This window comes from Frankia sp. CcWB3, assembly GCF_977927595.1.
The window spans coordinates 7365-19459 of record NZ_CDWRCK010000062.1 but is presented as its reverse complement, the minus strand read 5'-3'; the positions used below and the strand labels follow the sequence as shown (position 1 = coordinate 19459).

Sequence of the window (12095 nt, the reverse complement as noted above, 5' to 3'; positions counted from 1 at the left end):
ACCCCAACCACCCCGCCCGGCGCGGCCCACAGCCATGCCCGTGAACCGTCACCTACAGCAAGATCACTAAAGCAGGTGAATGTTTACCCCCGAAGGTCCGGTCCCCGAGGGACACCGATCCGTTTCTCCCAGCCTCCACCTTCGATGCCACCGCTGGCTTTGGGGGCAGCTCCAGAGTTCTTCGGGGGGTTGCCGCCAGGAGAGTAGGGGGAACCCTCGAAACCCCCGGTCGTCATGTGCGACGCTTGTTCGGTGAGATTCCGGCTACATATGGTGGATTGAGGTGCCTCATCCGCGTGTACCCCGCCGACTGGCCGCCTGCGCCGCCCGCCACCGCTCATGGTGCTTCAGCATCGGGGGTATAGCCACCACGGCCGGAACGGTCGCCTGCCAGTGGCCGGCATTCTCCGACAACCCGGTGGCGGCGGGCATCAACGTCTCGGTGGCGCTCGCCTTCGTCCTCACCGGAGTGCTGCTGAACGGCGAGGACGCGTTGGGCAGCGCCACCGGAGCCATGATCTTCAGTGGTCTGCTGTGGGCACTGACCTGGACCGTGGCATGGGACAAGGGTCCGTCGGCTTTCATCTCCACGTTCGCCTACACGCATTTCTGGGTCTGTCTCGGCTGGGGCGCGCTGCGATATCCGGTCGGGCGATTGCAGAGCAACCGCGAGCGCGCCCTGCTGGCAAGCGCCGTCCTCGTCATCCCGGTGGCGAACCTGGGACTGGTCGGCATCTCCGACCCGACCTGGCTCGGATATTCCCGAAATGTCTGGTGGTATGGCTCGCCGATCGACCGGGATGTCTTCGAGGAGATCATCTGGGTCCTCAACAGCCTGACCCTCGTGCTGGCCGCGGCCTTTTTTTGGGTTGTCCGCGCGCGGCTGCGCCGCTACTCCGCGCTCGACCGCCGGATCTTCGGACCGGTCGTCATCGCACTGCTGGTCGCGTTCACCCTCGCCGCCACGGTCAACATCTTCGTCTACAACCCCAGCGGAGCCTACGTCCCGCCGGCCTTCATCCTCATCGCGCTCGCGCTGCTGACCATCCCCCTGTCCTTCGCCGCGGCGGGCGTACGCCGCCAGCTCGCCCGCGCCCGCATCGCACAGCTCCTGGCGACGCTGCCGATGCCGCCGACGGTCCCGGCCGTACGAGACATCCTGCGTACGGCTCTGCACGACGACTCCGCCGAGCTCTTCCTGTGGATGCCGCAGGAGCGGCGGCACGTCGACGCCGAAGGCGCCACGGCCACCCCGCCCCGCCCCGGAGCCAGCCGGCTGCTCGTGCCGGTGACGACCTCGTCGGGCGCGCCACTGGCGCTGATCTCCGCCGCCGCCGCCCAGGAGCGCAACCGCGACCTGGTCACGGTCGCACTGCAGGCCAGCGCCATGGCGCTGGAGAACGCCCGGCTGCACGCCGCCGTGGCCGCGCAGCTGGACGCCGTGCGCGCCTCCCGGGCCCGCATCGTGGAGGTCGGCCTGATCGAACGGCGCCGCCTCGAGCGCGATCTGCACGACGGCGTCCAGCAACGGCTGCTGGCCCTCGCCACCAGGCTGGGACTCGCCCGGACAAAGACCTCCGACCCCGATACGATCTCTGCCATCGAAGCCGCTCGCGAGGATCTGCATCATGTTCTCCAGGACCTGCGCAGTCTGGCCCGGGGAATCCACCCGGCCATGCTGAGTCAGGGTGGGCTGCTCCCAGCCCTGGAGGTGGTGGTCGAGCCCCTCCCCGTCAAGGTCGAGTTCGACATCCCGACCGTCCGGTTCGAGCCGATCCTGGAGGCCGGCGCCTACTACACGATCTGCGAGGCGCTGACGAACACGGTCAAACACGCCGGGGCGGCCCAGGTCCGGGTGACGGTCCGGTGCGTGGACGACGGCATCCTGATCGAGGTCACCGATGACGGTAAGGGCGGTGCCGTCGTGGTCGAGGGTGGCGGGCTCGCGGGTCTCGCGGACCGGGTACGTGCGCTCGGCGGCGACCTGAGCATCCTCAGCCCGTCCGGCGGCGGCACCCGACTGACGGCGAGCATCCCGTGCGGGTAGCCGTCGCGGATGACTCAGTGCTGTTCCGCGAGGGGCTGGCCATGCTGCTGGCCGCCGCGGGAGTCGAGGTCGTCGCGCAGGCCGGGACCGCGGACGAGATCATCGACCAGCTCGCCTGCGGCCGGCCCGACGCCGTCATCCTGGACATCCGGATGCCTCCGACGTTCACCGACGAAGGGCTGATAGCGGCCGAGGCGATACGTGCGGCCCATCCCGCGATGGGCGTCTTGGTGCTGTCCACGTACGCCGAGACGCCATACGCGCTGCGGCTGCTGGGCGACGGGGGCGGCGGCATCGGATATCTGCTCAAGGACCGGGTGGACGACATCACCGCGCTGCACGACGCGTTACGCAGGGTGGTCGGCGGTCGGCTCGTCGTCGACGAGGAGATCATCGCCGGCCTGTTGACCCATCGCCGGCGGGCCGGCGAACTGGAACGCCTCACCGCCAGGGAGCGGGCCGTGCTCCGGCACATGGCCGAGGGGCGATCGAACCAGGGCATCGGCGCCAAGCTCCATCTGGCGCCGAAGACCGTCGAGAACCACGTAGCCAACGTCTTCACGAAGCTACGGATGCCGGCCTCCGCGGACGACAACCGTCGGGTACTGGCCGTGCTGGCCTGGCTCCGAGCCACCGGTGGCGAGGCCGGCGGCGAGGACCACTCCTCGCTCTCCGAGTAGCGGTCCACCCGGTTGGGCGAGCCGCAGTGACCATCGAAGCGTGATTCCACCCCCGAGCGCAGCCACGGAAGACTCTGTCCCACCGGGGTGGCGCAGCCCACGTGGGACGGAGCCCCCCGATCACGGGCATGTGCAGGCACGAACGGCCAAACTTGGGAACAACCATGTGAGCCAGCGAACCGGCGTGAGCGCTCCGTACCCGGACGCGCGCCCCGACTTGGGCCAGTGCCGTCATTGCGGCACCGCCACAGCGAGAGGAGCCCGGCGTGTCCGAGCAGGTCAGCACACTGACCGTCACCGACAACCGCACCGGAAAAACATATGAGATACCGGTTACGGACGGCGCGGTACGTGCGAGTGCGTTTCGCTCGATCAAAACGAGCGACGACGACTTCGGGCTGATGACGTACGACCCCGCCTCCACGAACACGGCGAGCTGTAGAAGTGCGATCACCTACATCGACGGTGACGCCGGCATCCTGCGCTACCGCGGCTATCCGATCCAGGAGCTGGCGGAGAAGAGCAGCTTCCTCGAGGTCGCCTACCTGCTCCTCGCCGGCGAGCTTCCCTCCGCCGAGGAGCTGGCGACCTGGGAAGACGAGATCACCCATCACACCCTGGTCCACGAGTCGATCAAGAAGTTCATCGACGGCTTCCACCACGACGCGCACCCGATGGGCATGCTAGTCTCCACGGTGGGTGCGCTGTCGACCTTCTACCCGGACGCCAAGACGATCGACGACCCGGGGCTGCGCCGGCTGCAGATCGTCCGCCTGATCGCCAAGATCACGACATTGGCAGCGTTCTCCTACCGGCACTCGGTCGGTTTCCCGTACGTCTACCCGGACAACGACCTGTCCTACGCCGGCAACTTCCTCAACATGATGTGGAAGGCCACCGAGCTCAAGTACGAGCCGGACCCCAACCTGGAGCACGCCCTCGACGTGCTGTTCATCCTGCACGCCGACCACGAGCAGAACTGCTCGGCCAACGCGATGCGCGCGGTCGGCAGCTCGCAGGCGGACCCGTTCTCGGCGGCCGCCGCCGCGATCTCCGCGCTCTACGGTCCGCTGCACGGTGGCGCCAACGAGCAGGTGCTGCGGATGCTCTCGGAGATCGGGTCGGTCGAGAACATCCCCGCCTTCATCGCCCAGGTGAAGGAGGGCAAGAAAAAGCTGATGGGCTTCGGCCACCGGGTCTACAAGAACTACGACCCGCGGGCCCGGGTGATCCGTCAGGTCGCCGACGAGGTCTTCAAGGTCACCGGCACGAACCCGTTCCTCGACCTGGCCATGGAGCTGGAGCGGATCGCGCTGGAGGACGAGTACTTCGTCGCGCGCAAGCTCTACCCGAACGTCGACTTCTACACCGGCATCATCTACCAGGCGATGGGCTTCCCGGTGGAGATGTTCCCGGTGCTGTTCGCCATCGGCCGGATGCCGGGATGGCTGGCGCAGTGGGAAGAGGGCCTGCTCGACCCCGAGCAGAAGATCGCCCGACCGCGCCAGCTGTACATCGGCTACGACCAGCGGCCATATGTCCCGATCGACGACCGTAGCGGGGTCGTGGACAGCGGGACCGACCCGATCGCGGCCCAGGCGGCCCAGGCGGCACCGGAGCGCCCGCTGCGCTGACCGGCCGTAGCCCCCCACCGGGGCCGCGGTGTCTCCCGCGGCCCCGGCCCTTGTGGTTGCCGGCGGCTCCCGCCGGTTCCCGGCGCCTACAGGTGCTCGACCACGTAGTCGATGCTCGCGGTGAGCGCCTCGACGTCGGCCGGCTCGACCGCCGGGAAGCAGGCCACCCGCAGCTGGTTGCGGCCGAGCTTGCGGTAGGGCTCGACGTCGACGACACCGTTTGCGCGCAGCACCTTGGCCACGGCGGCGGCGTCCACCCCCTCGAAGTCGACCGTCACGACGACCTGCGAACGCGCGGCCGGGTCGGCGACGAACGGTGTCGCGTAGGAAGTCTTCTCGGCCCAGGTGTAGAGGATGGACGACGATTCCGCGGTCCTCCGCACGCACCAGTCCAGCCCGCCCTGGGCGAGCATCCACTCGATCTGGTCGGCGAACAGGAACAGCGTCGCGACCGCCGGGGTGTTGTAGGTCTGGTCCTTGGAGCTGTTGTCCCGGGCCGTGGCGAGATCGAGGAACGGCGGGATCCACCGGTCCGTCGCGGCGATCTCGGCGAGCCGGTCGATCGCCGCCGGGGACACGAGCGCCGTCCACAGGCCGCCGTCGGAGGCAAAGCTCTTCTGCGGCGCGAAGTAGTAGACGTCCACCTCGCGCACATCGACCGGCAGCCCGCCGGCTCCCGAGGTGGCGTCGACCAGGTGCAGGGCGCCGTCGTCCGCACCCACCGGCCGGCGGACCGGACGGGCGACACCGGTCGAGGTCTCGTTGTGCGGGGTGGCGTAGACGTCGATGCCCGCCTCCGGCGCCCAGTCCGGATGCGTACCGGGCGGCGAGGAGATCACCGACGGCGCGGCCAGGAACGGCGCGCCCTTCGTCGTGTCGGCGAACTTGCCCCCGAACTCGCCGAAGACGAGGTGCTGGGAGCGGGTCCGGACGAGGTTGAAGGCGGCCGCGTCCCAGAAGGCGGTGGCACCGCCGATCCCGAGCACGACCTCGTAGCCCTCGGGCAGGGAGAACAGCTCGGACAGGCCTGCCCGCACCCGGCCGACCAGGCTCTTGACCGGCTTCTGCCGGTGCGAGGTGCCGAGGTAGGTCGCCCCGCTCGCGGCGAGGGCCTCGACCGCCTCAGGACGGATCTTCGACGGGCCACAGCCGAACCGGCCGTCCCGGGGACGCAGCCGGTCGGGCAGCACGATCGCGGGAGCGTCAGCCACGGCTGACCCCCGGCAGGACGTCACCGAGCGGGCGCGGAGCGGGGCCCACGTACCGCGCGGACGGGCGGATCAGCCGCCCGGTGCGTTGTTGTTCCAGGATGTGGGCACTCCAGCCGGCGGTGCGGGCACAGGTGAACATGGACGTGAACATATGGGCCGGCACCTCGGCGAAGTCCAGCACCACCGCCGACCAGAACTCGACGTTGGTCCGCAGCGGGCGATCCGGGAACCGGTTGGCCAGCTCCTCGATCGCGGCGGCCTCCAACGCCTCCGCCACCTCGTAGCGGGTCGAGCCCAGGTCACGAGCGGTCCGGCGCAGCACCCGGGCCCGCGGGTCCTCGGCGCGGTACACCCGGTGCCCGAAGCCCATCAGGCGCTCCTTACGGTCCAGGGCACGGCGGACGTAGCCGAGGGGGCCGCCGGTGCGCTCGACCTCGTCGAGCATCGCGAGCACCCGGGACGGAGCACCGCCGTGCAGCGGACCGGACAGCGCACCGACGGCGGCCGACAGCGCCGCCGAGGCGTCCGCGCCGGTCGAGGCGACCACCCGGGCGGTGAACGTCGAGGCGTTCATGCCGTGCTCGGCGGCCGAGACCCAGTAGGCGTCCACGGCCTGGACGTGCCTGGGATCCGGCTCACCACGCCAACGGATCATGAACCGCTCGGTTATCGTCCGGGCCCGGTCAACCTCCTTCTGCGGCACCGCCGGCTGACCGAGGCCCCGCGCGGACTGGGCGACGAACGACAACGCCACGACCGACGCCCGGGCAAGATCGTCCCGCGCCTGCTCCGGGGTGATGTCGATCAGCTGGCCCAGGCCCCAGTAGGGCGCGAGCATCGCGAGCGCGCTCTGCACGTCCACCCGGATGTCACCGGAGTGCACCGGGACCGGAAAGGGCTCGGCCGGCGGCAGTCCGGGCTCGAACGCCCCGTCGACCAGCAGCCCCCAGACGTGGCCGTAGTCGACCTTGCCAACAAGGTCTTCGATGTCGACGCCGCGGTAACGCAGCGCGCTACCTTCCCTGTCCGGCTCGGCGATCTCCGTCTCGAAGGCGATCACACCTTCCAGACCGGGCTTGAAATCGCTTGTTTTCTCGGCCATCGAGTCCGGATCTCCGCTTCTGTCTCTTGGTCCCACCGGTTCTGTCTCTATGGTCCCGCCGGCGGCCCGTCCGCGTCCTGCCCCGTCGGTGCTGCTTCGTGGGTGCTGCTCCATCCGATCCTGCCGCGAGGCATCCCACCGCGCCAGGGCGCAGGTGCCCCGCGATGCTCCATCCAACCCTGATCTGGAACCGACCGCGCACAGGCCGATGCACTGGGCAACGCGAAACCCATAAAATATGACGTAAGTCACAGCAGCTTTTCCATCATATTACTATTTATACGAATATGCCGAGAGCGGTGAACGGAAAGTTTGGTCAACTGAGATCATTCCGCGCTACGGTCGGGCCTCGTGTCTGGAACGCCTGACCGGCGGCAGTCACGCAGCGCGAACACGACGGGAGGATCATGGCGTTCGTCTTCATCAGTCATCGCGCGGCGGACATCGCATCCGCCGAACGGTTGGGCCGGGCGATCAGCGCGGCGGGGCACGCGGTGCACCTGGACCGTTGGGAGATACGCATCGGCGACACCGTGTCCATGTTCATGAATGAGACGCTCGCCGCCGCCGACTTTCTCGTGCTCGGATACTCCACGTTGGGAATCCACGCGCCGTGGATCGTCCAGGAATGGCTACCCGCACTGGCCGATGATCTCGCCGCCCGCGGTATCACCCTGGTACCAGCATTGCTGTCGGGGTCGTCGGGCGGCGACGCGCCATATCGGCTGGCTGGCCGGCGGTGCACCGACCTTACGGTTCGCTGGGACCTCGGCGTCCGCGAGCTCCTGACCGAGCTCTCCTGACCGAGCTCTCCTGACCAGGACGACGGACCCTGGCCCGGCGGGATCACCCTCGGGGCCGTCCCGCTGGCGCGCGCGGCCTGCCTGGCAGAATCGGGGCGTGGCCCCAGCCTCCGCTGCCGACGAGCCGCCGGTGGGCGGTCCGGATCCGGACGTCCCCGATCCGGACGTCCCCGATTCCGCCCTGCTCCGCCAGGGCTACCGCACCGGTCATCTGGAGCCGGAGCATCTCGCGCCGACCTGGGTCGAACAGTTCGCCGCCTGGTTCACCGACGCAGCCACCCCCGGGGCAGGCGTTCCGGAGGCCAACGCGGCCGTGTTCGCGACGGCATCCGCCGCCGGGCGGCCCAGTGCCAGGACCGTGCTGCTCAAGGGGTTCGACCAGCGGGGCTTTGTGATCTACACGAACTACACCTCGCGCAAGGGCCGTGAGGCTGCCGAGAACCCCTTCGGCTCGCTGGTCTTCCCCTGGTACGCCCTCGAGCGCCAGGTCGTCGTCATCGGATCGATCGAGCGCGTGAGCCGGGCCGAGACGGAACGCTACTTCCAGTCGCGTCCGCGTGGTTCGCAGCTCGGCGCCTGGGCCAGCCACCAGTCGACGATCATCGAGTCCCGTACGGTGCTCGACGACCGCGCCGCCAAGCTCGCGGCCCGTTGGCCCGAGGGCACCCGGGTGCCGACACCGGAGTTCTGGGGTGGGTTACGCATCGTGCCGGACATCGTGGAGTTCTGGCAGGGCCGCGCGGACCGGCTGCACGACCGGCTGCGGTACCGGCGGGTGTCGGTACCGGCCGACGGCGACGGCACGGACTCCGTCGTCCCGACCGCGGCCGGAGATCTCTGGGTCATCGAACGCCTCGCCCCTTGACCGTCACGCCCCCTGACCGTCACGGCAATCGCGCATCCGCCGGCCGGCGACACACCCGGAGACACCTTATTGACTCGGCCCGGCTTAGCGGTCTTCACTGACGTCCGTTCGCCGCTCGCTGTTCATCGTTGAACCCATCGGATCCGCACTGAACGTGCCGGAACGATACTGAACGTACTGGGCCGGTGCTGAACGTGCCGGACTCGACGGACCCCATCGGACAACCACGAAACCGCGGCCGCGCCACCCAACAGTTCCGCTACGCCGGACCCGGCCTCCCGGGGACGAACGGCGCGTTGCTACCTTCTTGGCTGCAATCGCTCCTGCCCGCAATCAACGTGCTCGGCACACGTCGAGGAGACGGATTTATGCGTATCACCAGAATGCGTGCCGCGGTGGCCGGCGTTCTCGGCACGGCGACCATCGCACTGGCCTCCCCGGCGCTCGCCGAAACTCCGGAACCGTCGCCCACGGCCACGGCCACGGCCACAGCCACGGCCGTCACCCAGCCGAGCCCGTCCCCCCTCGTCGCCGACGCCCCGACGGCGACACCGAAGACAGAGCCGTTGGCCGGCGTGGACCCGACGGTCGGGCCGACCGGGCCGGCCGGCCCGACCGCCACTCCGAGCCTCGATCCGAGCGCCACGCCGAGTGCCACGCCCACCGACGCCGCGGCCCTGATTCCGGGCGCGACGGCGGACGCGACGTCCTCCGCGAGCCCGACCAACGGCACCGGCAACCCGACACTCGACGGTTTCCTCGACCTGCTGCCCTTCGAGGTCCCGCTGGACAAGCAGATCAACAGCATCGACGACATGGACGTCAACCCGTTGTTCCTCACCTTCACCTGCGACGGCTCCGTCCCCTCCTGGAAACTGAAGAACACCGCGGACAAGGCCTTTGGATTCGGCTGGTTCGACACCAGCCTGCACGGCGGGATTCTGGACATCGGGCCGAAGCAGACCGTTGACGTTCCCTCGAAGGCGCTCGCGGTAATCGGCTCCCCCTGGGACGCCAAGACCAAGGTTCTGCTCGTGACCGTGCCGACGGTCGGTGTCTCCAACTGCACGGGCGGGTCGGCCCCGCTGCCGCTCGCACCGCCCGCTCCGCTACCCGTCGCGGTGCCCGCCGCCACGAGCGCCGTCCCGGCCGATCCGCACTACACGCGATGAGCTCCGGACCTGGTCCCAGGATGGCCGCGGGCGCCCTCGCGGCCATCCTGGGTGGCGTCGTGCTGACCAGCTGCGGCGACGGCGCCAGGAACGCCTCCACCGATTTCTCCCCGCAGGTGCGCAACCAGCTCGCCGCCGTCGCCGGGCTCGGCCAGGGAAAGAGCACCGTGGTCACGGCCGTGGGTGCCAGCATCGACGTCTACAGCGCCCCGACCGACACCCAACCCTCCTCCACGCTGGCCAGTCCGAATGAGAACGGCGTCAAGCGGGTCTTCCTCGTCCAGGCCAAGCTGTCGGGATGGTGGCAGGTACTGCTGCCGGTGCAGCCGAACGGCAGCACCGGCTGGTTGAAGGCGGACCAGGTCACCGCGTCCGAGACGTCGTACCGGCTGGTTGTCTCCCGCGGCAGGCACCGACTCCATGTGTTCAGCAACGGGACGCAGATCGCCGAGGAGCCGGTGGGGATCGGCACCGCCGACACCCCGACGCCGGGCGGGCGCTTCTATCTCATGGAGCTGCTCAAGCCGCGTGACCCGAACGGTCCGTACGGGCCGTATGCCTTCGGGCTTAACGGCTTCTCGACATCACTCAGCTCGTTCGGCGGCCACAAGCCGGTCATCGGCATGTACGGGACGAACGAGCCAAAGCTCATCGGCAAGGACGTCAGCCACGGATGCATCCGCCTGAGCAACGACGCGATCACCAGACTCGCCCAGACCGTTCCCCTCGGTACACCGATCGACATCATCGCCTAGAAGAAGATCGGTAACGAGGCCCTTCCCGGCGGAGGATCGCGGGGGCCCGGGTGGGCTATGCATCCACCGAGGCGGACGGGCCCATGGCGGGACGGGCCGCCACGGCGATCCGCAGATCGTCGACGAATCCGGCGTAGACCTCGTCACGGCGGGCGGGATCTGCCCGTAGCACCGCACTGGGATGCAGCGTGGCGAGCAGCTGAGCCCCGGAGCCGGCCGGCCCGGGGAGCAGCCGGCCACGCATCTTCGTCACCCGGAACGACGGTCCGAGCAGCGACATACCGGCCGTAGCCCCCAGGATCACGACGATCGCCGGCCGAACGAGGTTGAGCTCCGCGGATAGCCAGGGACGGCACGCGGTGACATGCCGCGGGTCCGGCGTCTGGTGGATCCGCCGCGGGCCGTTGCCGGTGCGATACCGGAAGTGCTTGACGGCGTTCGTCATGTACACCTCGGCACGGTCGAGTCCCACCTCGCCGAGGGCCCGGTCGAGCAGCTTGCCGGCGGGGCCCACGAACGGCACACCCCGCCGGTCCTCGATGTCGCCCGGCTGCTCGCCGACGAGGGCGAGCCAGCCGTGCGCGGGGCCGACCCCGAAGACCGTGCGGGTGCCGGGCAGCTGCGCGAGGTCGCATCCCTGGCAGTCGGCGGCCGCCGCCGCCAGGGTCGGCAGGTCCGCCCGTGGTGGTATGTGTACGGGCTGCATGCTCATCCACCGATTCAACCGGACGGGCCCTCGCCCGTCCGCACGAGCCGCACGAGCCCTGGGAGACCCGGCGTGCCAGGACCCCGGTGCCGGGGGTGCGGGGCAATGCGTGGTACGCGGAGATGCGTGGCGCGCCGTGCGTGAGCTGCCCTCCACATCCCACGCCGACGCAACCACCTCCGGCGGAGCCCGCCACTTCTCCGCCGGTCTTCGAGCGGGGGATCCTGCCCACGCATCCCCCTGCCCAGGATCAAGGGTGGCCAATCCACGGGACCACCCCGCAAAATAGCGGCGTGTCATCATTCAACTACACAGCGTTTGCTGTTGTGCTGTACGGGTGACGCTTGCCGTGGAGCGGGATCGGGGCTTCTCCGACGAATGGTCGCAAATCGCCGCGACAGCTCCGAAAGTAGGCCTCTTCCTCGCGATCTGTCTGCTCGGTTGGCTGTTGGTCCGGGCGGGTACGCGCCTCGTCACCCGGTTCACCGAACGCGCCGGCCTGGATCGGATCATCGATCGCGCCGGCCTGCCGCGGCTATTGCACCAGCCGGCCCAGAGCGTGCGGGCGAGCGGGCTCCGGGTGCTCATGGGCATCGGCCTGCTCGGCGTGCTGCGGATCGCGCTGGGGGCCTTCGGACCGAACACGGCCGAGGACACCGTGACCGATCTACTCGCTCTGCTGCTCCGCACCCTGCTCGCGACGCTGGTCATCATGATCGGGGTCGGCCTCGCCCGGGTCGTCCGGACCTTCGTCACGGAGGCACTACGCGACCTCGCGTACGGACGGGCGGCCGGCAACATCGTGGCCACCGTGCTCGTAGTCGCCTTCGGCAAAACGGGGTTGGACGAGGTGGGACTCGCGACGTCGGTCACCACACCGGTCCTCTGGGCGATCCTGGCCTCCCTCACCGGTGTGATCGTCGTCGGCGTGGGAGGCGGCCTCATTCGACCCATGCAGATCCGATGGGAGGAGATCCTCGAACACGTCGAGGACACCGCCGCCGAGGCTCGGGCGAAGTGGCACGATCGCCGCCCCACCACCTCCCCGGCACACGCGCCGGAACGGCCGCTGCCACCGCCGGCCGTCGCCTCGCCCCGACCCCCGATCCCGCCACCGGGC

The 12095-nt window shown here is 69.4% G+C and carries 11 protein-coding genes; 8 read left to right on the top strand and 3 right to left on the bottom strand.

Going from position 1 to position 12095, the window contains the following annotated elements; all coding sequences use genetic code 11:
• Nucleotides 1–283: 283 nt before the first annotated feature.
• From ACY5KJ_RS07350 to ACY5KJ_RS07340, 3 genes are all read left to right on the top strand, one after another.
• The gene (locus tag ACY5KJ_RS07350; RefSeq protein ID WP_462187408.1) at nt 284–2047 is read left to right on the top strand and encodes a sensor histidine kinase; all 1764 of its coding nucleotides are present in this window, start codon (nt 284–286) and stop codon (nt 2045–2047) included.
• Nucleotides 2038–2727: a response regulator transcription factor gene (locus ACY5KJ_RS07345; protein WP_462187409.1), complete on the top strand. Its 690-nt coding sequence runs from the start codon at nt 2038–2040 to the stop codon at nt 2725–2727. Before ACY5KJ_RS07350 ends, ACY5KJ_RS07345 begins: the two co-directional genes overlap by 10 nt.
• Nucleotides 2728–2993: 266 nt before the next feature.
• Complete coding sequence (locus ACY5KJ_RS07340; RefSeq protein ID WP_462187410.1) at nt 2994–4361, top strand: citrate synthase; 1368 nt, start codon at nt 2994–2996, stop codon at nt 4359–4361.
• Nucleotides 4362–4447: 86 nt separating this feature from the next.
• On the opposite strand, the gene serC is transcribed toward ACY5KJ_RS07340, so the two are convergent.
• Both serC and ACY5KJ_RS07330 read right to left on the bottom strand, forming a co-directional pair.
• On the bottom strand, nt 4448–5572 hold the full coding sequence (serC, locus tag ACY5KJ_RS07335) for a phosphoserine transaminase (protein WP_462187411.1): 1125 nt from the start codon (nt 5570–5572) through the stop codon (nt 4448–4450).
• Entirely contained in the window at nt 5565–6674 is a 1110-nt protein-coding gene (locus tag ACY5KJ_RS07330; RefSeq protein ID WP_462187413.1) for a citrate synthase 2, read from the bottom strand. The genes serC and ACY5KJ_RS07330 overlap by 8 nt, the downstream gene beginning before the upstream one ends.
• 407 nt (nt 6675–7081) lie before the next feature.
• On the opposite strand from ACY5KJ_RS07330, the gene ACY5KJ_RS07325 reads away from it, so the two are divergent.
• From ACY5KJ_RS07325 to ACY5KJ_RS07310, 4 genes are all read left to right on the top strand, one after another.
• Nucleotides 7082–7477, top strand: a complete 396-nt coding sequence (locus ACY5KJ_RS07325; protein ID WP_462187414.1) for a toll/interleukin-1 receptor domain-containing protein — start codon at nt 7082–7084, stop codon at nt 7475–7477.
• Nucleotides 7478–7574: 97 nt separating this feature from the next.
• Nucleotides 7575–8342: a pyridoxamine 5'-phosphate oxidase gene (pdxH, locus tag ACY5KJ_RS07320; RefSeq protein WP_462187415.1), complete on the top strand. Its 768-nt coding sequence runs from the start codon at nt 7575–7577 to the stop codon at nt 8340–8342.
• 368 nt (nt 8343–8710) lie between these two features.
• Entirely contained in the window at nt 8711–9514 is an 804-nt protein-coding gene (locus ACY5KJ_RS07315) for a hypothetical protein (protein ID WP_462203047.1), read from the top strand.
• A complete protein-coding gene (locus tag ACY5KJ_RS07310; RefSeq protein WP_462203046.1) occupies nt 9511–10269 on the top strand; it encodes a L,D-transpeptidase in 759 nt (252 codons plus the stop codon). Before ACY5KJ_RS07315 ends, ACY5KJ_RS07310 begins: the two co-directional genes overlap by 4 nt.
• A gap of 55 nt (nt 10270–10324) precedes the next feature.
• Here the strand turns inward: ACY5KJ_RS07310 and ACY5KJ_RS07305 are convergent, their stop codons facing one another.
• Complete coding sequence (locus tag ACY5KJ_RS07305) at nt 10325–10975, bottom strand: UdgX family uracil-DNA binding protein (protein WP_462187422.1); 651 nt, start codon at nt 10973–10975, stop codon at nt 10325–10327.
• A 337-nt stretch (nt 10976–11312) separates the two neighbouring features.
• Between ACY5KJ_RS07305 and ACY5KJ_RS07300 the strand changes: the two genes are divergently transcribed.
• On the top strand, nt 11313–12095 hold a 783-nt coding region (locus ACY5KJ_RS07300; RefSeq protein WP_462203045.1), incomplete at its 3' end, for a membrane protein.

Bases quoted from the DNA above. Each gene is read 5' to 3' on its own strand.
- ACY5KJ_RS07325 (WP_462187414.1), top strand. From the start codon at position 7,082: ATGGCGTTCGTCTTCATCAGTCATCGCGCGGCGGACATCGCATCCGCC.
- ACY5KJ_RS07315 (WP_462203047.1), top strand. From the start codon at position 8,711: ATGCGTATCACCAGAATGCGTGCCGCGGTGGCCGGCGTTCTCGGCACG.
- ACY5KJ_RS07310 (WP_462203046.1), top strand. From the start codon at position 9,511: ATGAGCTCCGGACCTGGTCCCAGGATGGCCGCGGGCGCCCTCGCGGCC.
- ACY5KJ_RS07330 (WP_462187413.1), bottom strand. From the start codon at position 6,674: ATGGCCGAGAAAACAAGCGATTTCAAGCCCGGTCTGGAAGGTGTGATC.
- ACY5KJ_RS07305 (WP_462187422.1), bottom strand. From the start codon at position 10,975: ATGCAGCCCGTACACATACCACCACGGGCGGACCTGCCGACCCTGGCG.